Origin of the sequence: Brevibacillus sp. NPDC003359 (assembly GCF_042878995.1) — a bacterium.
GTDB lineage: Bacteria > Bacillota > Bacilli > Brevibacillales > Brevibacillaceae > Brevibacillus.
Window position 1 is genome coordinate 1355120 of record NZ_JBIAOR010000001.1, and the last position, 20418, is coordinate 1375537.

A 20418-nucleotide genomic window follows, 5' to 3' on the forward strand; every position below is an offset into this window, starting at 1 on the left:
AGCCGATTCCTTGCTTGAGAAGTTGAAACAAGGGCGTTCCCGGCAAGGGATGGAATTGTCATCGTTGACCCAGCAAAGGTTGAAAAGGTAACAACGCTCGTCCCTGCACCAGCCACAAATCCAGCCGTCCCTGTTGGCTACCCGGAAGTCGCTTGTTTTCGCAAGTGAAAAAACGAATTGATAGGGCAGATTAGGTGTGATAGCAACTATCTGCTGAATGTAGGAGAGTGTCATACCCCCTGCTAATTGGGCACTGCAAAAGCCAGTCTGAACATATTGCTGATGGAGATTCCTCTTTTTTCCTCGCCACTCGCTTAGAATGGTAATCAATTTGGGGATTTCATCGATGATCGCCTTTGGCTTGGACACCCCTTCCTGCTACGAAATCAATATGGTATGAAAAAATGGCTCAATCCCGATGGCTTGCAAGTTTTTCATTTGAAACTCACTGCGCCCATTCCCATCCAAATCAAACAAGCATGCGATGACCAGTGGTACATGCTCCTCCTTACCTGCCCATTTTTTTAGAACTCCGTCTTTTTTCCTATTTTCCATAATATTTTTTTCTTCTGCAACAATCCAAGCCCACTCGCCGTCTGAATAGCAGTCAACAAAAACTACATTGCCATTTTGAGGAGGTCAACATGAAAAGAGCACTAGCCGTATTTTTGTCGGTGTTGATGTTCTTGATGGTTATCCCTGTCGTCGGTGCCACTTCCACTCCTTCGTTCTCAGACGTTCCACGTAGCCACTGGGCATACAAGGAAATTACGGAGATGGCGGCAAAAGGAATCATCAAAGGGTACGACAATCGAACATTTAGACCGAACAATGAGGTTACCCGCGCTGAATTTGCCAAAATTATGATCGCAGCAGCAGATGTAGATATAAACAAACACTACGTCGACCAAACCTTTAAAGATGTACCACGTCAGCACTGGGCATTTCTGTATGTAGAATACGCCAAGCCTTACTTGACTGGATATAAATCCGGGTCAACTTACACGTATAAGCCAGATCAAGCGGCAGTACGTGAAGACATTGCTGTCGCATTGGTTCGCCTGTTGGGCTACGATCAAAAGTACAAAGCCGACTTGAATCAATTGAAAAAGTTCCGTGATTACGACGATATTTCGTCAGCTCTACGTCCGTATATTGCGATTGCGATCCAAACCGATCTGATGAAAGGTTACAATGGCAATTTCCGTCCACAAGATCCGATTACTCGTGCGGAAGCCGCTTCTTTGCTCTATCGCGCTATTTTGGATCGCAACGATGATGATGAAATCAAAATTGTTTTCCCTACCCCTGGTCAACCGCAACCTCAGCCAGAACCAGAGCGAATCAATATCAGCGACTCCTTCTCTGATTCCAAATTGAAAAACTGGGATACGGACAAAGCGACAGGAAACTGGGAGGTTTCAAGCAAACAAGTGACAGCTAAATCGGATGACGATGATCTGGATCACTACTTCCTGCCTCTTCGCTGGAATGAGTCTGACAACGTTAAGAATTATGAGTTGAGCGTAGATGTGAATGTGGTAGGCAGTGAAGGTTTAGGCGGTCTTTACTTCAACGGCAAAGATGGGAAAGCCAATGTTGTATTCATCCAAAAAGATCGCGTTGTTTTAGGAAAAGTAAATGATGTGGAAGAGGACGATATTGACGTCATCACCTCCAGCTCCTACAAGCTGAAATCAAGCAATCGCTTGAAGGTAGCTGTCACCGACAACACCGTTTCCATTTACTTGAACGATCAATACTTGTTTGGTCAGCAATCTGTGAAACAAGAAGGCAAAAAACTCGGTCTGTACCTACAAAAAGAGGCGACAGAAGGCGCTCCTCGCAAAACAACTTACCTGGACAATTTCTCCTTCAAGGAAACGAAATAAAGATCCATTTTCCACCCGACAAGCTACCTTGGCCTGTCGGGTATTTTTTCACTCTACTTGACATGCATGTTCTACCAAATGGAAAAAAGATAGCGAAAACGTAGAAATAAACGCATTTCAGATGTATAATGGTAGCTATTCTTGTCCTGTGAAGGGGTCTTTCTATGTCATTTTCCGTTAATCAGCCGTTTCGCTGGATGGACTCCGGTACTTACCAGGATAGTCCACTTGAGCCTTTAATCCGTGATGAAGCGTTGGTAGCCAGTATGAATTCTGAATCAGCAAGCCCTGTCATTCATCTCTGGGTGTACGATCAGGCGCTGTATCTCGGACGCAGAGACGCCAAACTTCCTCATCTTCAGAAAGCCTTGCACCAATTTGGTCAAGATGGCTTTGGTTGTGTTCTTCGCTCATCTGGTGGAGCTTGTGTTCCGCTTGATGCTGGCGTACTCAATATGGCTTGTTTATTGCCTGACACTTCGATTTCGATTGACTCCTTCTTTTCTTTTGTAGCCCAGCTTCTTGATGTGGGCCTGCGTGATTACGGGAAGCTGGAATTTGGAGAAGTGACGGGTTCCTACTGTGCAGGGGAATACGATTTTTCCATTCACGGTAAAAAAATCGGAGGTATGGCACAAAGACGCACGCGACACGGCTCTATTTTGCAGTTATGCATTAACGTTGACGATCGGCCAAGAGGGGAATGGATGGAGCGCTTTTACCATCTCGCCGGATTGGATGAAATGCAAAGTCATAAGCCAATTCCTTCCATCGATGCTTCTACAGTTGGCAGTATTGCGAGTTTGACTGGACAATTGGCAACCATGGATGATGTAAAAGCACGTCTATTGGAGACAATCCGTTCTGAGTGGGCTGTATCACCTACCCCCTTTTATGTGCAAAATGAGTTAGTGACAGAGTCGAGGCATCATTTGTCGCAACGATTACACTTATTTTCTTATACCGCAAAAGAACTGGCCGCACCTGACTGGCACTTACCCGAATAACGGGCATTTTACCTGCTTTGATTCTCCAGGTGCGCCGGTAAAATTCTGGAGGAATTATGAATAGCAATCGAAAGGGGACGTTTCAGGATCTGAATGCCCTTTTTGTTTTTGGGGCTCTTACTGTCTTGATAATCCACATCCTCAGTTTTTTTCTCTCTAACGAGAAGGACTATCCGTGGAATAGTGATTTGCAAGCCGTTCTAATCATCTTGTTAAAATTCGGTCGCTCTTTGTTTATTTTTGCAACCGGAATGCTGCTGTTTTACTGGTATCAGAACCGACAACTGGATTGGAGTTCCTTCTGGAAAAAACGCTGGCGCGCAGTTGTTTTGCCTTACGTAATCTGGACAGCCATCTTCTCCTATTTTAAGTACCAAACCTTTGATCCGGCCGTGCTGGTTGGACCGTTTTTCGATAGTCTGTTTACCGGTAGCTCATTCTACCACCTGTACTACATTCCGCTTTACTTGCAATTGTGCTTGTTATTTTGCCTAATCAAACCGTGGATGGAACGCTACCTGAACTTCCGCTGGATTATCGCCCTGTTTATTGGACAGGCTGGTCTGTACGTTCTCTACCACTATTTGTTCATTAAGCCGTTATGGGCCATTGATTGGGCTGCAAACCCATTCCTGTCCCTCATTAATCACAGCTATGTTTACGGACAGCACTATGTTTTCATGTACGTATTTACTTTTGCACTCGGCGCTTATGCGGGGATGAATGTGGATAAATGGCGGACGTGGGTGAGACGCCTTCAAATACCTTCTATGGTTGTGATGGCAAGTGCAGCCGTTTGGATGGCGTACAGCTATCTTTCCGGCTCCAAAAGCTATTACGAGAGCATGAATATTTTCGAACCGCTTTACTTGGTTTACACTCTCTGTGTGATCATCAGCTTTTACCCTGCATCCAGTTACCTCGGCAAACTGCCTAAACTCGGTCCGTGGCTTGCCCGGTTGGCCAAACAAAATATGGCTATCTACTTGGTTCATCCGTTGATCTTGTTCTTGCTGCAAAGCTACGTCATTCATCGACTAGGCTTGTCGACACCGTTATTGGTACTCGGGATGTTCATCATTACACCGCCACTGTGCATTTTCCTCTACGAGCTGACGACCTTGTCCTTTTGGTTCAATCGTAATAAGCGTGTGGAAGCAAAACCTATTTTCAAAAATCAAACGTATAAAGCCTAACGTAGAAACTGGTTTCCTCAAAACTCCTAATGTAATAAACAGCTTGATCTTGCATACTAGGACTAGGGACAATTGTTCCACACCTCGATTACTTGCCTGGCGTATCTGCCGGGCTTTTTTCGTCCAATTCCCCGCAATAGGCTTGGCGACGCCAAGTTTTCTTCATGTAGACCTACCGTTTGTACCTCGCTTACGGTATCATAGAAGAGGATCACAGGCAGTTCTTACTGCTATAGACGACAGAAAGAAAAGGTGGTGGATCTTGATGAATCAAGAGATCCCATTGTTACATATTCCGATCAAAGACCTTATAATCGCGTCCACAAAGGTCGCACATGTGCAGCTAGGTAATTCGCTTGAACACGCCCTGCTCGTCCTTATCAAGTCCGGCTATTCAGCCGTTCCTGTACTGGATCATCAGTATCGTTTGCATGGGTTAATCAGCACGAATATGATCATGAATAAGACTCTAGGTCTGGAACGTTTCGAGACAGAGCGTATGTCCGAAATTGTAGATGATGTGATGGATACGAAGATCCCTCGATTGCGTGACACCGATGAATTTTTGAAAGCATTGGAAGTATCGATTAATCACCCTTTCGTCTGCATTGAAGACGACGAGCAATATTTCCAAGGAATTTTGACTCGAAAATCCATATTGGCTTTGGTATATCGTCACTTTCGCAATCTGCCCTTTCCTTTGGCTGATCAACAACAGCCGGCAGAATCGTAGGTCACGGCCATACGAAAAGACGGGGCAATAAATGCCACCGTCTTTTTCGCATTCTTCTGCGTTACTTCTTTAGAGCAAAGGGCTTGGCGATAGAAGCTGATGTTTCCGTTTCTTTTTTTCAGCGAGTAATGTCTGCGCAAATTCCAGTGGATGACGGTACGTTTGCTTAAACATCGCCTTCTCTCCAGCCTTGAAAAAAGAATAGCGTTGATCACGTACATTGACTTCAATTAAATACGGATTGCCTCGCTCGTCAATTCCCATATCCATGCCTAAGTCTGCCAATGATGAAAAATGCCGACCGTACTGCTTCGCAATTTCCACTGCCGCTATACTAACTCTTTCGATAACGGCTTGTTGTTGTATCATCTCAGGAAAGATTGGTACCAAAGCTTCCGAAAACGGCACCGCTGTCCCACCTCGAGAGAGATTGCTCAGCTTGTTTTTCTTATTGGCGACCTTGGCAACCATCCCGCTCACAGTCCACTGTTTCTCTTTGTTTTTCTGCACCGAAACACGAATGTCAAACGTTTTGCCTCCATAGCGCGCCAAAGGAATTCCTCGCTGGATCAAAAATCTTTTGTTACCGACCCAACGTCGGACAGTGGAAAGTATCTGCGAATGAGATAGAATCTGCCGCTTTTTCGATGCAATGAAGTGATAGCTGCCTCCGTGCCGTTCAATTCGTGCTACCCCAATTCCGACTGATCCAATCGAAGGCTTGACGTACACCACCTGGTATTTATCCAAGAACAGCCGCAACTGTTCCATGGAATACGGCACTGTATGCGGTAGATAGCTGCGAATCTGTTCGTTTTTCCAGAGCATCTGGTGTACTTTTCTCTTATCCCGTACTACCAAGCCATTAAACACCGTCTTCTTTTGGCTCAGTCTTCGAATCACATTCCGTGCTGTTGTATCACCTGTCAGAACACGATTGTGGATAACTCGCGGGACTGAAACCAATTGTGAGACGAGTCGGTTTCCGTTCCAAAAATATCCTTTGACCCTTTCATCTCCTGGCCTCACATGCCGCGGATGAAAAAAAACAGGCTCCAATCCAAGCTCTTTACCGATTTCGACATAATAAGGCAGACGCTCATATGACTTGATGCCCTGAATTCCTTTCTCCATAAGGGCCCAATCCAACATTATCCCGATTCTGTCCACGTAGATCCCCCTTGCCACATTGCTCTACATAGGGTATGTGCCAGAAAGGGCAAGAGCGTGCCTATTTTTGTACACCTTTTCACTAGCTGACAAAATATTTGCTTTCCCAAAGGAATGATGTCGGATGCTGCGCTTGCCCGGGAAAGTATCGGATTGGCTTCTTTTTATTGTCCCCTGCGTTCAATGGCCAGTAAAAACGGTGCTTGGTTTTGCTGATTAATATATTGGTATTTCAAAACCAAATAATCCAATTGACTCAGCTCGTGGCAAAATGCTTCCACTGTCTCTTTTTCCGTCTCTCCCGCCGGATGCCCCCAGTAAATCATGACTGTCATGATTCCGCCGGGTCTGAGGACCCTTAACCCTGATTCAATCGCCTGAATGGTACTGCTCGCTTGTGTTGTGATTTCTTTGTCTCCACCCGGCAAATAGCCCAGATTAAACATGATCGCCGCGGCACTAATCTCCAACTTGTCAATTTCCTCATGACTGGCGAGCTTCATTTCTACCCTGTTCGCCAGACCTTCTCTCTCGAGTCTCTCTCGCGTTTTCTCAATCGCCTGCGGCTGGATATCGAAGGCGATTACTTTCCCTTCTTCTTGCACCAAATGTGCTAGAAACAAGGTGTCATTTCCATTCCCCATCGTGGCGTCTACAACCGTTTCTCCCGCTTGTACCCGTTCACGGATTAATTTGCGTGCGACTTCTAATACATTTGGAAACACAGTCAGCTCTCCTCTCTATGTACACAAACAACCTTATAAATCGATTTGCAGGCCGATGCGCGCCGCATAAACTGGACCTGCGACAAAGGCATTGGCCTCGGCAATTACTTGAGACGCATCATAGCCGTAAAACAGATGCGTGACTACTAACGAGCGGCAGGATAGGGATTGGGCCAGTTCTGCCGCTTGGCGAACAGACAAGTGACCATTTGGCTTCGCTGGTAAATTGTAATCCAAATAAGTCCCCTCGCAAATAAACAAATCCGCGTGACTTGCAAACCCCTCCCATGCTGTACCTGGTCCGCTGTCAGCTCCGTATACGAGGACACGTCCGTTTGCTTCCAAGCGCATGGCGTAGCATGGATCTCCGTCACCATGGTCTGTACGTAAAAAGCTAATCGCTACATCCCCAATGGTAACAGACATTTCTTCGGTGATTGGGGTAAATGTGGTCGCATCTCGATACACCAATGCCTGGGCATTGACCACTGGCAACGCTGGAGCGTAGATCGGAAGCGGCTTGTCAGCAGGTCTTTGGCCAAATAATTGATGAACCATCAAGCCATACTGCATCACTCCTACATCCGCAACATGATCATGATGGTAGTGAGACAAAAGCATGGCGTCCAGCTCATAAATGGGCGAATACTTGCCTAACTGCGCAAGAACACCACTGCCGCAGTCGAGAAGAATTTTGACATGGTCTGTCTCAATCAGGTAACCCGGAGTAGCACCACCTGGACCTGGATAAGGAGATTGATAGCCTAACACGGTAACGCGCATATTCGGTTCACTCCCTTTCATAGGATGGAATAAGGTGGGACAGGAGGTCTGAGATGCAAGGAACATGGAGAGCCGCATGGCAGATCGCTTTTACGTATATTGGGACAGTCGTAGGAGCTGGTTTTGCCTCTGGCAAAGAAATTGTAGAGTTCTTTGTTCAATATGGAACACAAGGCTTAGTAGGAATCTTTCTGGCGACGATGCTGTTTATTTGGGCCGGCATCCGCGTCATGCTGATAGCCTATCGAATTCAGGCCGATTCCTATCAAGAAGTCAGCACCTATTTATTTGGGCATCCGTTTGGAACCGTATTTAATACCTTGCTTTTAACCGTACTGTTAGGCACTACCTCCGTCATGCTCGCTGCTACCGGCGCGATATTTTGGGAGTCTTTTCAATTGTCTCCCCAAATTGGCATTTGGCTTAGCATGATTTTAATTTTTTTCGTGACGAAAAAAGGGCTGTTTGCCATCCATCACGTGAACAGCATTTTTGTTCCGATGCTCATTGGCTTTACTGTACTTGTCTTTTTTTATACGAAGCCATGGTTAGATACGAATGTCGCCGTAGAATCGTTACGGCCATGGGCGTGGCTTAGTTCTCCCTTTTATTATGTTGCCTTAAATGTCACGCTTACACAAGCGGTTTTGATTCCGATGGGCAGACAGAGTACGAGCGAGAAACCTCTCATCCTAGGGGGAATCATAGGAGGGGTAGGAATAGGTCTTCTGCTCTTGCTCGCTTATGCTTCTCTTTCTGTAAAAATGCCGGGAATCCATCACGCGGAAATGCCCATGATCGCTGTGCTGCAGGGCTTGGGGCCAACCATTCCCTTTTTATTCTCTTTATTGGTGTATGCCGAAATCTTCTCGACACTCGTAGCCAACGTTTTTGGCCTCGCCCAACAAATTAGACAAGTTACCCCCCTTCGAGGTCCGACTATTTTACTCGGGATTTTACTCATTTGTTATTTGATCAGTTTTATCGGGTTTAGCTCGCTTCTTCGCTTCCTATATCCACTCTTTGGTCAATTGGTCGTCTTTTTCCTTGTCATGCTCGTGTACAGGCAGTGGCGCGATCGAATGTAATAAAAAAACCTCTCCCGTAAAGGAGAGGTTTTTCACTCTATCAAACTTAAGCAAATTCTTTAACCAATTTTTCGAAGTCTTCTTCAGACAAGCGAATGTCTTGGTTAACCAAACCTTGTTCTTTGAAGCCGTTAACGAGTGCTTCATAAGGTTTTTGCTCCGTGTTTTGGTAGATCAGACCTGTAATCAGGCCTTTGTGTTGCATGGAAGTAGACATCGCTTTGATACGGTCATGCGGATCGTATCCTTCGATCGTGTCTACTGGTACGATGTTCTCTTTGAACCAGTCGTAAGTGTTTACCTTGTTGTAGGTTACACAAGGGCTGAATACGTTGATCAAGGAGAAGCCTTCGTGTTGGATACCTTTTTCGATCAGTTCAGTCAAGCCCTTCAGATCGCTGGAGAAGGATTGAGCAACGAATGTCGCACCAACAGACAGCGCCAGTTCAACTGGAGAAATGGAGGACTCGATGGAACCTGCCGGTGTAGACTTGGTCACGAAACCAGTCGCGGAACGCGGGGAGGTTTGACCTTTTGTCAGACCGTAGATTTGGTTATCCATTACGATGTAAGTTACGTTCATGTTACGACGGATAGCATGTACAGTATGACCCATACCGATCGCAAATCCATCCCCGTCACCACCAGCTGCAATAACTGTCAGCTCGCGGTTCGCCATTTTCACACCTTGTGCGATTGGCAGGGAACGCCCGTGAATCGTGTGGAAACCATAGCAGTTGATGTAACCGGAAATACGACCAGAACAACCGATACCGGAAATAACCGCCAGATTTTCAGGTTCCAGACCAACACTCGCTGCAGCGCGTTGAATAGCAGCTTGGATGGAGAAGTCTCCACAGCCTGGGCACCAGTTTGGCTTTACGTTATTTCGAAACTCTTTCATAGTCGCCATGTTTTACCAGCTCCTTCACTTCAGCATAGATTTCCTTCGGCAGGAATGGGTTACCATCATATTTGAGCACGGATTGGATTTTTTCAGCGTTTCCAACGTGTTGTTTGATCAAGCTCGTTACTTGTGCTTGAGCATTATGTTCTACAACAACTACGTGTTTTGCTTTTTCCACAAGTGCTTTGATTTCATCAGTAGGGAACGGATGCAGCAAACGGATTTGAGCGTGATTTACCTTCATTCCCTCTTGTTCCAGACGACCTTTTGCTTCTTGAATGGTACCGATAGTAGAGTTGATTCCGATTACCAGTACTTCTGCATCAGCATGAGGAGCATCTACTGTTACAGGGTTTTTAAAGGCTTTCAAAACGCCATCCATTTTGCGCATACGTTTATCCATTTGTTCAACACGGTTTGCTGCGTTCTCAGACGGACGACCCGTTTGATCATGCTCAACACCTGTTACATGGTGCAGACCGTATTTTTGACCAGGAATTACACGAGGAGAAACGCCGTCTTCCGTTACTTCATAACGCTTGAACAGGTCGTTTTGCTCTTTCTCTGGCAATTCTTGTCCAGCAAGCAATTTCCCACGACGGATCTCTACTTGGCTGTAGTCAAATGGAACAACCGTTTGTTTACCCAAGGAAAGAGTCAGGTCTGTCATCAGGATAACAGGCAGCTGGAATTCTTCCGCAATGTTAAACGCTTCAACAGCATCGTAGAAGCATTCTTCTACTGTGCTTGGTGTAATTACTACTTTAGGAATGTCCCCGTGTGTACCGTAAATCATAGCATTCACATCGGATTGTTCGATTTTGGTAGGCATACCGGTAGATGGGCCACCACGCTGTGTATTTACGATAACAACTGGTGTTTCCGTGATACCAGCCAAACCAATTGCTTCCATCATCAGAGACAGACCAGGACCTGCAGAAGCAGTCAAGGAACGAGCACCAGCGAAGTTAGCACCGATTGCCATCGTGATAGCAGCGATCTCGTCTTCTGTTTGGATAACAGTTCCGCCCAATTTTGGCAGCTTTTTAATCAAGTATTCCATTACCTCGGAAGCAGGTGTGATCGGATAAGCTGGCATGAAACGGCAGCCTGCTGCTACAGCACCCAGAGCGATCGCATCGTTACCGATGAGGAACAGTTGTTTTTGTGGATCAGCCTTTTCCATTTGGAACTCAGGCAGTTGACCACCAGTCAATTCATTTACGAAATCAAAACCGCGGCGAATGGCATCCATGTTCTTTTCAACCACTTTTTCGCCCTTGCGGAGGAACATATCTTCAACAATGGGACGGAAGCTTTCCACTGAAATGCCGAGGATGGCACTGGACGCACCAATCGACACCATGTTTTTCATCAGGGAAGTTCCCAGCTCATCAGCGATCTCAGTCAATGGTACAGTGAAGAAGCGAACTGGCTTCAAGCCGTCCGGCAACTTTGGATTAAATTTCGCATCCGCGATAATGATGCCGCCTTCACGCAGCTCATGCGCATTGAAATCGATCGTCTCTTGGTCAAACGCTACGAGAATGTCCAGATCGTCAGAGATCGCACGCATTGGCGTTGTGCTCACGCGAATTTTATTATTCGTGTGTCCACCCTTAATACGGGAAGAGAAGTGACGGTAGCTATACAGATGGTAACCCATCCGGTTCATTGCCATCGAGAAAATCTCACCAGTACTCTCGATGCCCTCCCCTTGCTGTCCTCCAACTTTCCAGGAAAGTTGACTAATCATTCAGATTCCACCCTTTCAGTGACTGTGAGAAAAGCTGCCTATCACACCTTGAAAAGACTGATAAGATGTGACATTTCTGTGCATAGACAGTAACAATTGTAGTCCTGTCCATGTCAAATTGCAAGTGCTTTTACTCAACTTACTTTTGACCTGAATTTTAATGTTGAACTTGGTACATTAATATCCTCATGCTTTATTGTAGCACGTTTCCGAAAACACGCAACCAATTTCCTTGTACAAATTTCAATACTTCCGCCTCTTTATAACGTTTTAGCAAAGCTTCTAGTAACTGGGCGTAATCTGCTGCGGATGTCATGTCTCCAAACGTCTTGGTGATGCCATCGAAATCGGAGCCAAATGCTACGTGCTCTACGCCACCCAACGTGCAGATGTGATCCAAGTGGCGCAACAAGTCATCGATCCAAACCGTGCGCTTCTCCGGTACGGTAAAGAAGTCTACAAACGTCAAGCCGATCGCGCCATCGTTGGCGATTAACGCTCGGATTTGCTCGTCCGTTAAATTGCGAGAGTGACTGCATATGCTTCTCACATTCGAGTGCGAAGCAATCACTGGTGCTTTCGAGCATTCTAGTACATCCCAGAATCCTGGATCGGCCAAATGTGAAACATCAATGATCATCCCTAGCCGATTCATTTCATCTATGACTTCTCGTCCAAATGAAGTAAGTCCACCTGGATTCGGCTCTCCGTTTCCACTTGCTAGGGCATTGCCATGATTCCAGGTCAGAGTCATTCCTCGTACACCAAGCTGGAACCACGTGCGTAGCTGAACGAGACTCTCTTCTAATGCATGCGCGCCTTCTACAAACAGAATAGCCCCTTTTTCTCCCTTTAATACGCGTTCAGCCAAATCTGCCTTTGTGTAAATGGGCCGGAATTGCTCGCTCGCCACCTTTTGATAAAATATATCGATCATTTCTAGTACAGTATGAAAACGACGTCCAAACGGCACCTGTGAAGGGACGAAACAGGCAAGCACTTGTATGTCTACATTCCCTTTTTCGAGGGCAGCAAAACCAGTTTGCAAGAGCTTGTCTTCTTTATAAAAGTCCAACTCGGGATTCTGCCATAGCTTGCATAATACATCGCTATGCGCATCAAAGATTTTCATAGGAAACGCTCCTTCTTTTCGATAACCTTGCCGATCATACTTCCGGACAAACGAAAAAACCTGTTCATTCTTCGAACAAACAGGCAGGTGAAGCATTTACAGTTGTATCATCTGGGTTCTACGATTAATTTGATTGCAGTTCGCTCTTCTCCATCAATCACGATGTCGGTAAAGGCTGGAATACAAATGAGGTCAACTCCACTCGGCGCTACGAACCCTCGTGCGATTGCTACGGCCTTCACAGCTTGATTAAGCGCCCCAGCGCCAATGGCTTGGATCTCAGCCGCGCCTCGTTCACGAAGAACTCCGGCAAGGGCACCAGCAACGGAATTGGGGTTAGACTTTGCTGAAACTTTTAATACTTCCATCCTTTTTGAACCTCCCGTCTGATAGGAATCCTGTCATCATTAGAATGATATTCGCATAACCCCTAAAAATTCCTGCTAACTCACTTGAAAGATTCAAAAAATTCTAATCTTATTCCCATTATTCCATAAACGGATGGTCAGAGTCAATTCTGATTCGTTCCATTTTTTTCGTTTTTCCAGTGGTTTTATCCAGGGTAATCAGCACCGCATTCAATTGCGCAGGATCTGGCGCTACCTCAAAGCGAACAGGGAGCTGCGTCAAAAATTTCTTAATAACAGCTTCGCGTTCCATCCCCAAAATGCCGTTACTCGGTCCACACATTCCTACATCACACAAAAATCCTGTACCTTGAGGCAAAATACGTTCATCCGCGGTTTGCACATGGGTATGTGTCCCCACGACCGCTGTTACCTTCCCATCAAGATACCATGACATTGCTTGCTTTTCCGATGTGGCTTCCGCATGAAAGTCTACAAAAATGAGCTTTGTGCGCTTCCGTGCTTGCTCGACTAGCTTGTCAGCCATCTGGAACGGACAGTCGAGCGGTGGCAAGAACGTACGTCCCATCAAATTAATGACGGCTAGTTCACCTTCAGGTTGTTTGATATATGTAATTCCTTTACCAGGAGTTCCTGCTGGGAAGTTCGCGGGTCTAATCATCCGCGGCTCATCATCAATAAAATCGAAAATTTCTCTTTGGTCCCACGTATGATTCCCGAGCGTAATCGCTTGAACGCCCCACTCGAAAAGTTCCTTGGTGATTTTCTCCGTTATCCCGCGACCATGCGCAGCGTTCTCCCCGTTCGCTACGATAAAGGTAGGGTTGTATTTTCGTTTCAACAACGGCAAATATGTTTTCACGATCTCTCTGCCAGGCGAACCCATAATATCTCCAATGAATAACAACTTCATTACCAAATCACCTCATTGCTAGTATACACAATTCCAATGCTCATTAGAAAACTTGACTTCGTCAAGCATTTGACGAGTCCTTGGTTTCGCTACAAAAAAAGTAAAGTGGCACGCAGCCACTTTACTTTGCATACTCAACTGCCCGTGTTTCACGGATAACCGTTACTTTAATATGACCTGGGTAGTCAAGTTCATTTTCAATTCGTTTCGTGATCTCCCGTGCCAGACGGGTAGCTTCCGCATCGTCAATCTTATCAGGTTGAACCATCACGCGAATTTCGCGTCCTGCTTGAATCGCATAAGACTTTTCTACGCCATCGAACGACTCAGAGATTTCTTCCAGTTTCTCCAAACGTCTGATATATGTTTCCAATGTCTCACGGCGTGCACCTGGGCGTGCAGCAGACAGAGCGTCGGCAGCTCCCACGAGCATAGCAATGACGGAAGTTGGTTCGGTATCACCGTGATGAGACGCAATACTGTTCACTACAACGTGATGCTCATTGTACTTCTTCGCTAGTTCTACACCGATTTCAACGTGTGAACCTTCTACTTCATGGTCAATCGCTTTTCCGATATCATGCAGCAAACCTGCACGTTTGGCCAGCTTCACATCTTCTTTCAGTTCTGCCGCCATTAAACCGGCGAGATGTGCCACTTCCATAGAGTGCTTCAGAACGTTTTGACCGTAGCTTGTACGATAACGCAAGCGTCCGAGAATCTTGATCAGATCTGGATGCAAGCCGTGAACACCTGTTTCAAACGTCGCTTGCTCACCATATTCACGGATTCGCTCGTCTACTTCGCGACGCGCTTTTTCCACCATTTCCTCAATGCGAGCTGGGTGAATGCGACCGTCTGCGACCAGTTTATCCAACGCTGTCTTGGCGATTTCCCGACGAATCGGGTCGAAGCCAGACAGGATGACTGCTTCTGGTGTATCGTCAATAATCAGATCGATACCAGTCAACGTCTCCAGGGCACGAATGTTACGTCCTTCACGTCCGATAATACGTCCCTTCATCTCATCATTTGGCAGTGTAACCACGGAAACGGTTGTTTCTGCTACGTGGTCTGCTGCGCAACGTTGAATGGAGGTCGTAATGATCTCACGAGCACGCTTGTCCGCTTCTTCTTTGGCCTGAGTCTCAATCTCCTTGATCATCACAGCCATTTCATGACGAACGGTATTCTCAACATCTGTGAGAATGATCGTTTTCGCCTCATCCTGCGTCAAGCCGGAGATACGTTCTAGCTCTGATACTTGTTCTTTATATAAGTGCTCTACCTTGCTTTGCAGTTCTGCGATGGCACGGTCACGCTCAGACAATTCTTCTTCTTTGCGCTCCAACTGTTCCATCTTTCGGTCCAACGATTCTTCTTTTTGTAGAATTCGTCGTTCCTGACGCTGGATCTCATTGCGTCTCTCACGCAATTCGGTTTCCGCTTCGGATCGAAGCTTGAACACTTCATCCTTTGCCTCCAGCACCTTTTCCTTCTTAACGGCCTCGGCGTCCCGTTTGGCTTCCTCCACGATCTGGTGTGCAGCTTCTTCTGCACTGGAGATCTTCGCTTCCGCAATGGATTTACGAGTGAAGTAGCCGGCACCCAAGCCGATCAGCAGGGCAACGAGCACAATGACAACAGTAAGTATAGGATCCATAGGCTTTTTCGTTTCACCTCCTTATTGTAAGACATCTCCCCGCTTTCCAAGCATTCGTTTTTCATGGAGTGCTCTCACATTTGAACATTCGGCTAAAAAACAAGACCGATTTACTCGATCCGCTGAATCCGTACAGCTTTCGCACGGTTTTTCAGTTGTTCCATAGGCAACGAGTGAGCAAATCACAAAAAGATATGATACACCAAGTAAATACAAACCTATTTTATTATTTGTGAACAAGAATTGTCAAGATCATGCAAATAGAGTTGGCCCTAACTATCGCTTCTATGACGCAATTCTTCACGCATTTGTTGAATGATGGCATGAGAAAATCCCTTGCGCATCAGCATGGACAGCAGTTTGCGCTCTTCATCAGGGGTCGGTGCGCCCTCTAAGCGTCGCGCCTTCTTCTCTATCAATGCGCGGGCAGCGTCTAGTTCAGCCTGCCTAGACACGCCACGGACTGCATCCTCTACAATCGCTCTGTCTACTCCGCGCTGGGAAAGCTCCATACGCAGCATATACGGGCTCCTCGGCTTCAAACGCAATCGCTCGTCTACCCATTGCTTCGCAAATGCTTCATCATCGATGTAGCCATGATCCTTGCAGCGCTGGCATATCTCTTCGGCAATTTGCGCAGAGAATCCCTTCTCTACCAAATACGAATGAAGCTGACTGCTCGTCCGTGGGCGTATTCCGAGGTATCGCAAAGCACCTAAATACGCTTTATGCTTTTCTTCTGCTACTAGGACTTCTCGGCAAAAAGCTTCATCTAATTCTGTTCCCTTAAATAGGTTGTACTTTACCAGTATGTCTTCATGTACGGTAATCGCATACTCGCCTTCTACATCGATATGGTAGCGTTGCTTTTGTTTGATATCTCGATGAACGGCAGTAATCAGGCCGCTCTTCATGATGATTCACTCCTTCGCAAAGCTAAAATAACAGCCTGTCTCATCGACAGGCTGCTCTTCTACTCTTCATTACTCCAGATCAAATGCAGGCTCTTCATCTTGCTCTGGGTCATGTACTGCCTCAGCTTCTGGCACAGATCCAGGATTAAGGCTGAAGTATTCGCGCACCTTTGTTTCGATCTGCAACGCAATGTGCGGATTCTCCTTCAGGAACACTTTCGAATTCTCTCTACCTTGGCCGAGACGCTCTTCATTGAAGGAATACCAAGCACCACTCTTCTGAACCACATCGATCTCAGAACCGATGTCGAGAATGCTACCTTCTCTGGAAATACCTTCACCGTACATGATGTCCACTTCTGCAACCTTAAATGGTGGAGCCACTTTATTTTTGACAACTTTGATCTTCGTCTTGCTTCCCAAAATGTCGTTGCCGACTTTGATAGATTCCGCTTTACGAACGTCCAAACGAACACTCGCGTAGAACTTCAATGCGCGGCCACCTGGAGTTGTTTCTGGATTACCGAACATGACTCCCACTTTTTCACGAAGCTGGTTGATGAAGATTGTAATTGTTTTGGACTTGTTGATCGCACCGGACAGCTTGCGGAGTGCTTGGGACATCAAGCGTGCTTGCAAACCTACGTGGGAATCTCCCATCTCGCCTTCGATCTCTGCTTTTGGCACGAGTGCCGCAACAGAGTCGACTACGATAATGTCTACCGCACCAGAACGCACCAGCGCCTCTGCGATCTCCAACGCTTGCTCACCAGTGTCTGGCTGAGACAGCAACAATTCATCGATGTTCACACCCAGCTTCGCAGCATAAACCGGATCCAAGGCATGCTCTGCATCGATAAATGCAGCCTGACCGCCTTGTCTTTGCACTTCTGCGATCGCATGAAGCGCTACCGTTGTCTTACCCGAAGACTCTGGGCCGTAAATCTCAACAATCCGTCCGCGTGGGAATCCTCCCACACCAAGTGCGATATCAAGAGCGAGCGCACCGCTAGAAGCCGTAGATATCTGTATGTTGGATACTTCCCCCAACTTCATAATGGAACCTTTTCCGAACTGCTTTTCTATCTGACGCAATGCACTCTCCAAAGCTGCGCGACGATCTGACAAATGGTACACACCCTTTCAACTTTTCGCTTCTGTTTTGCTTGTCTTCATCATACCTCGAGACAGAAGTGTTTGCCAAGTATTTTTTACGAACAAATATTCGCATCGCAAAAAAGCAGCCATTCCCTGGTTATTTCCAGTGAAATGACTGCTTTGTAAATACGCTCTAATTAGGACCGCTTCGCTCCGCGAGGCTTTGCAGGCTCCAGATTGATTCGTTTTCCGTTGATACGCGTTTGACGCAGTGATTCATATACGAATGCCGCAACCTCTTCTGGAACCTCAACAAACGTGAAGTTCTCGAAAATGTCGATGCGACCTACTGATTTTCCTGGGATACCAACAGATTCAGAGATCTCTCGTACCAGATCCTGTGGCTTCATGTTTGCATTGCGGCCTACGTTCAGGAAGAAGCGAACCATGCCTTTTGCTGCACCCGTCTCACCAAAGTTGTACGCTTCTACTTCCTGTCCTTGTCCCGCTTCGGTATGGAACGCCAGGTGCAATGCAGCAGCTGCTACTTTTTCAGCCGGGTATTGACCTACGAGTGAATCTGCTACTTTTTGATACATATCCGCGATTGCATCGCTTTCCAAAAGGCTAGTCAACTGTTCGCGCAATTGTTCTTGCTTACGCTCAGCCACTTCCTCCAGGGAAGGAACGTTGCGAGAGAGCACTTGTGCTTTTGTCTGCTTTTGGATAAACATCATTTGTCTTACTTCACGTGGCGTAACCAAGGTCATCGCAATTCCTTTGCGACCTGCGCGACCAGTACGGCCAATACGGTGTACGTAGCTCTCAGAGTCTTGCGGAATATCGTAGTTGATTACGTGAGAAACGTTTCCTACGTCGATACCGCGTGCTGCTACATCCGTCGCGATCAAGAATTCAATCGAGCCCTCACGGAATGCATTCATGACCTTGTCACGTTGTGCCTGCGACAAGTCGCCATGCAAGCCATCCGCAAGATATCCGCGGGATTGCAGCACTTCGGACAACTCATCTACACCGCGCTTGGTGCGGCAGAAAATGATACCCAGCTCGACATCCTCACTGTCCAGAATACGGCAGAGGCTCTCTACTTTGTTACGGTCAAATACTTTGTAGTATACCTGTTCGATCAACGGCGCGGTTACTTCTTCACGGCTAACCGCGATCGTTTGCGGCTGCTTCATGTAACGGGTAGCCAAACGCTTGATTTCTGGCGGCATCGTCGCAGAGAACAGCAAGGTTTGACGCTCTTCCGGCATATGTGTGATGATCGTCTCGATATCTTCGATGAAGCCCATATCCAGCATTTCATCCGCTTCATCCAAAACGAGTGTATGCACGTGATCCAGCTTCAGTGTTTTGCGGCGCAAGTGGTCCATGATACGACCAGGAGTACCTACGACGATTTGTACACCTTGACGCAGTGCACGGATTTGATGTCCGATCGATTGTCCGCCATAGATTGGCAACGTACGAACTTTGTTGTATTTCGAGATGCGCAAGAGCTCTCCCGCAACCTGGATAGCCAGCTCACGAGTTGGGGTCAGCACGATCGCTTGTACACGATTGGCAGGCGTGATCTTTTCTACAAGTGGAATCCCGAATGCAGCAGTCTTACCAGTACCTGTCTGTGCTTGACCAATCAGGTCTCCGCCATCCAGAACTTTTGGAATGCAAGCTGCCTGAATCGGTGATGGCTCCTCGAAGCCCATATCGTGAATCGCTTGCAGAATAGATTTATGTAAAGGAAAATCAGAAAAAATCGTCATGAAAAAAATCACCTTTCTTTTTGCATTTGCAGCGCATAAAACAGCGCGTATTTGGCGGCACGCCCTACGATTGCCTGCCTTCTTCCAGCAAGACGCAGCTCTTCTACAACTGTGGGCATTCCTTCTGCCGCGATCCCTACATAAACAAGGCCAACAGGCTTGCCCTCGGAAGGATCGGGTCCAGCCACTCCCGTAACAGAAATCCCGTAGGTAGCTCCTAGCTTTTCTCGTACATGTTCAGCCAGCAATTGAGCTGTTTTCTCACTGACTGCCCCATCTGTTTGCAAAATGGAATCAGGTACTTCGAGCAGCTGATTTTTCACTTCATTGGTGTAGCACACTACCCCACCACGAAACACTTGCGAGCTTCCCGGTACAGCGGTAATCAACGAGGCAATTGCTCCTCCTGTGCAGCTTTCTGCACAAGCAATCGTCTCATTTTTCTTTTTCAGTTCAGAAACCAGCACATCATGCAGCGACGAGTTCTCACCCATCCCGTACATATACTGGCCAACACGGCTGAGAATTTCTTTTTCTACAGGCAATATCAGGGCTTCCCCTTCTTCGACTGTAGCAGCTCTTGCAGTAATCCGCAGTGTTACTTCGAATTCTTTGGCGTATGGCGCGATCGTTGGATTGTCCTGCTTTTCGATCAAATCGAGCAGTTGTTCCTCCAAAGCAGATTCGCCTATTCCATAGAATCGGAGTACACGAGAATGAAACACTTGTTTTTCAGGAAGCAAATCGGTCAAGTAAGGCATCACGTAATTCTCCACCATTGGATACAGCTCGCTTGGTGGTCCAGGCAACAGCACGAACGTACTACTGTCATGACGGATAGCCATCCCTGGCGCCATCCCGAAATCATTGGAAAATACATGGCTGTCCGAAAGCACCAGCGCCTGCTTACGATTGTTCTCCGTCATGACAATCCCACGTTGCGAAAAGAATTTTTCAATTCTCTCCATGGCCTCTGAATTCGTTTCCAATCCAATGCCTACATGCCCCGCCAAGGTTTCTTTCGTCAAATCATCTTGAGTCGGCCCTAACCCACCCGTGAAAATGACGAGATCAGATCGCCCTGATGCCAATCGAATCACTTGTAGCAATCGCTCCGTGTTGTCTCCCACAACCGTATGAAAATATACTCCAACGCCAATTTCAGCCAGCTTCTGAGAAAGAAACTGTGCATTTGTATTAGCGATCTGGCCTAACAAAAGCTCGGTACCAACCGCGATAATCTCCGCTCTCATCTTCCTCATCCATTCTCTTTGAGAGTAGAAAAG

19 protein-coding genes are annotated in these 20418 nt (G+C 46.7%); 5 read left to right on the forward strand and 14 right to left on the reverse strand.

Annotation, left to right across the window (positions count from 1 at the left end; genetic code table 11):
• Window positions 1-378: 378 nt before the first annotated feature.
• Window positions 379-555 carry a hypothetical protein gene (locus tag ACFYU8_RS06070; protein WP_390294884.1) on the reverse strand — a complete coding sequence of 59 codons (177 nt, stop codon included), beginning with the start codon at window positions 553-555 and terminating at the stop codon, window positions 379-381.
• An 89-nt stretch (window positions 556-644) separates the two neighbouring features.
• Here ACFYU8_RS06070 and ACFYU8_RS06075 point away from each other — a divergent pair, with 89 nt between their 5' ends.
• The 4 genes from ACFYU8_RS06075 (at window position 645) to cbpB (ending at window position 4828) form a co-directional block, all read left to right on the forward strand.
• Window positions 645-1892, forward strand: a complete 1248-nt coding sequence (locus ACFYU8_RS06075; protein ID WP_390294882.1) for an S-layer homology domain-containing protein — start codon at window positions 645-647, stop codon at window positions 1890-1892.
• A gap of 164 nt (window positions 1893-2056) precedes the next feature.
• Complete coding sequence (locus tag ACFYU8_RS06080; protein WP_390294880.1) at window positions 2057-2899, forward strand: lipoate--protein ligase family protein; 843 nt, start codon at window positions 2057-2059, stop codon at window positions 2897-2899.
• Between the two features lie 56 nt (window positions 2900-2955).
• Window positions 2956-4095: an acyltransferase gene (locus ACFYU8_RS06085; protein WP_390294878.1), complete on the forward strand. Its 1140-nt coding sequence runs from the start codon at window positions 2956-2958 to the stop codon at window positions 4093-4095.
• 265 nt (window positions 4096-4360) lie between these two features.
• Window positions 4361-4828, forward strand: coding sequence for a cyclic-di-AMP-binding protein CbpB (cbpB, locus tag ACFYU8_RS06090; RefSeq protein ID WP_390294876.1), 468 nt, complete (start codon window positions 4361-4363; stop codon window positions 4826-4828).
• A gap of 69 nt (window positions 4829-4897) precedes the next feature.
• Here cbpB and ACFYU8_RS06095 read toward each other — a convergent pair whose 3' ends face one another.
• From ACFYU8_RS06095 to ACFYU8_RS06105, 3 genes are all read right to left on the reverse strand, one after another.
• A complete protein-coding gene (locus ACFYU8_RS06095) occupies window positions 4898-5998 on the reverse strand; it encodes a YheC/YheD family endospore coat-associated protein (protein ID WP_390294874.1) in 1101 nt (366 codons plus the stop codon).
• 164 nt (window positions 5999-6162) lie between these two features.
• A complete protein-coding gene (gene mnmM, locus ACFYU8_RS06100; RefSeq protein WP_390294871.1) occupies window positions 6163-6723 on the reverse strand; it encodes a tRNA 5-(aminomethyl)-2-thiouridylate-methyltransferase MnmM in 561 nt (186 codons plus the stop codon).
• Window positions 6724-6756: 33 nt separating this feature from the next.
• Complete coding sequence (locus ACFYU8_RS06105; RefSeq protein ID WP_390294869.1) at window positions 6757-7506, reverse strand: MBL fold metallo-hydrolase; 750 nt, start codon at window positions 7504-7506, stop codon at window positions 6757-6759.
• Between the two features lie 53 nt (window positions 7507-7559).
• On the opposite strand from ACFYU8_RS06105, the gene ACFYU8_RS06110 reads away from it, so the two are divergent.
• Window positions 7560-8594, forward strand: coding sequence for a YkvI family membrane protein (locus ACFYU8_RS06110; RefSeq protein WP_390294867.1), 1035 nt, complete (start codon window positions 7560-7562; stop codon window positions 8592-8594).
• Between the two features lie 46 nt (window positions 8595-8640).
• On the opposite strand, the gene ACFYU8_RS06115 is transcribed toward ACFYU8_RS06110, so the two are convergent.
• From ACFYU8_RS06115 to ACFYU8_RS06160, 10 genes are all read right to left on the reverse strand, one after another.
• Window positions 8641-9507, reverse strand: a complete 867-nt coding sequence (locus ACFYU8_RS06115) for a 2-oxoacid:ferredoxin oxidoreductase subunit beta (protein WP_106840354.1) — start codon at window positions 9505-9507, stop codon at window positions 8641-8643.
• The gene (locus ACFYU8_RS06120) at window positions 9479-11257 is read right to left on the reverse strand and encodes a 2-oxoacid:acceptor oxidoreductase subunit alpha (protein ID WP_390294865.1); all 1779 of its coding nucleotides are present in this window, start codon (window positions 11255-11257) and stop codon (window positions 9479-9481) included. Before ACFYU8_RS06120 ends, ACFYU8_RS06115 begins: the two co-directional genes overlap by 29 nt.
• A 193-nt stretch (window positions 11258-11450) precedes the next feature.
• Window positions 11451-12389, reverse strand: a complete 939-nt coding sequence (locus ACFYU8_RS06125) for a dipeptidase (RefSeq protein ID WP_390294863.1) — start codon at window positions 12387-12389, stop codon at window positions 11451-11453.
• A 107-nt stretch (window positions 12390-12496) separates the two neighbouring features.
• Window positions 12497-12757: a stage V sporulation protein SpoVS gene (spoVS, locus tag ACFYU8_RS06130; protein WP_003385776.1), complete on the reverse strand. Its 261-nt coding sequence runs from the start codon at window positions 12755-12757 to the stop codon at window positions 12497-12499.
• A 118-nt stretch (window positions 12758-12875) separates the two neighbouring features.
• The gene (locus ACFYU8_RS06135; RefSeq protein ID WP_390294861.1) at window positions 12876-13670 is read right to left on the reverse strand and encodes a TIGR00282 family metallophosphoesterase; all 795 of its coding nucleotides are present in this window, start codon (window positions 13668-13670) and stop codon (window positions 12876-12878) included.
• A gap of 121 nt (window positions 13671-13791) precedes the next feature.
• Window positions 13792-15333 carry a ribonuclease Y gene (gene rny / locus ACFYU8_RS06140; RefSeq protein WP_390294859.1) on the reverse strand — a complete coding sequence of 514 codons (1542 nt, stop codon included), beginning with the start codon at window positions 15331-15333 and terminating at the stop codon, window positions 13792-13794.
• Between the two features lie 272 nt (window positions 15334-15605).
• Window positions 15606-16247: a RecX family transcriptional regulator gene (locus ACFYU8_RS06145; protein WP_390294857.1), complete on the reverse strand. Its 642-nt coding sequence runs from the start codon at window positions 16245-16247 to the stop codon at window positions 15606-15608.
• A gap of 69 nt (window positions 16248-16316) precedes the next feature.
• Window positions 16317-17375 (reverse strand): recombinase RecA, encoded by a 1059-nt coding sequence (gene recA / locus ACFYU8_RS06150; protein WP_390294855.1) that lies wholly within the window; start codon window positions 17373-17375, stop codon window positions 16317-16319.
• Window positions 17376-17542: 167 nt separating this feature from the next.
• Entirely contained in the window at window positions 17543-19132 is a 1590-nt protein-coding gene (locus tag ACFYU8_RS06155) for a DEAD/DEAH box helicase (RefSeq protein ID WP_327951498.1), read from the reverse strand.
• A gap of 8 nt (window positions 19133-19140) precedes the next feature.
• On the reverse strand, window positions 19141-20385 hold the full coding sequence (locus ACFYU8_RS06160; RefSeq protein ID WP_390294851.1) for a competence/damage-inducible protein A: 1245 nt from the start codon (window positions 20383-20385) through the stop codon (window positions 19141-19143).
• Window positions 20386-20418 lie beyond the last annotated feature (33 nt).

Bases quoted from the DNA above. Each gene is read 5' to 3' on its own strand.
- cbpB (WP_390294876.1), top strand. From the start codon at position 4,361: ATGAATCAAGAGATCCCATTGTTACATATTCCGATCAAAGACCTTATA.
- ACFYU8_RS06110 (WP_390294867.1), top strand. From the start codon at position 7,560: ATGCAAGGAACATGGAGAGCCGCATGGCAGATCGCTTTTACGTATATT.
- ACFYU8_RS06125 (WP_390294863.1), bottom strand. From the start codon at position 12,389: ATGAAAATCTTTGATGCGCATAGCGATGTATTATGCAAGCTATGGCAG.
- ACFYU8_RS06160 (WP_390294851.1), bottom strand. From the start codon at position 20,385: ATGAGAGCGGAGATTATCGCGGTTGGTACCGAGCTTTTGTTAGGCCAG.
- ACFYU8_RS06085 (WP_390294878.1), top strand. From the start codon at position 2,956: ATGAATAGCAATCGAAAGGGGACGTTTCAGGATCTGAATGCCCTTTTT.
- ACFYU8_RS06115 (WP_106840354.1), bottom strand. From the start codon at position 9,507: ATGGCGACTATGAAAGAGTTTCGAAATAACGTAAAGCCAAACTGGTGC.
- ACFYU8_RS06120 (WP_390294865.1), bottom strand. From the start codon at position 11,257: ATGATTAGTCAACTTTCCTGGAAAGTTGGAGGACAGCAAGGGGAGGGC.
- ACFYU8_RS06155 (WP_327951498.1), bottom strand. From the start codon at position 19,132: ATGACGATTTTTTCTGATTTTCCTTTACATAAATCTATTCTGCAAGCG.
- spoVS (WP_003385776.1), bottom strand. From the start codon at position 12,757: ATGGAAGTATTAAAAGTTTCAGCAAAGTCTAACCCCAATTCCGTTGCT.
- ACFYU8_RS06105 (WP_390294869.1), bottom strand. From the start codon at position 7,506: ATGCGCGTTACCGTGTTAGGCTATCAATCTCCTTATCCAGGTCCAGGT.
- ACFYU8_RS06070 (WP_390294884.1), bottom strand. From the start codon at position 555: ATGGAAAATAGGAAAAAAGACGGAGTTCTAAAAAAATGGGCAGGTAAG.
- ACFYU8_RS06075 (WP_390294882.1), top strand. From the start codon at position 645: ATGAAAAGAGCACTAGCCGTATTTTTGTCGGTGTTGATGTTCTTGATG.
- ACFYU8_RS06080 (WP_390294880.1), top strand. From the start codon at position 2,057: ATGTCATTTTCCGTTAATCAGCCGTTTCGCTGGATGGACTCCGGTACT.
- rny (WP_390294859.1), bottom strand. From the start codon at position 15,333: ATGGATCCTATACTTACTGTTGTCATTGTGCTCGTTGCCCTGCTGATC.
- ACFYU8_RS06135 (WP_390294861.1), bottom strand. From the start codon at position 13,670: ATGAAGTTGTTATTCATTGGAGATATTATGGGTTCGCCTGGCAGAGAG.
- ACFYU8_RS06145 (WP_390294857.1), bottom strand. From the start codon at position 16,247: ATGAAGAGCGGCCTGATTACTGCCGTTCATCGAGATATCAAACAAAAG.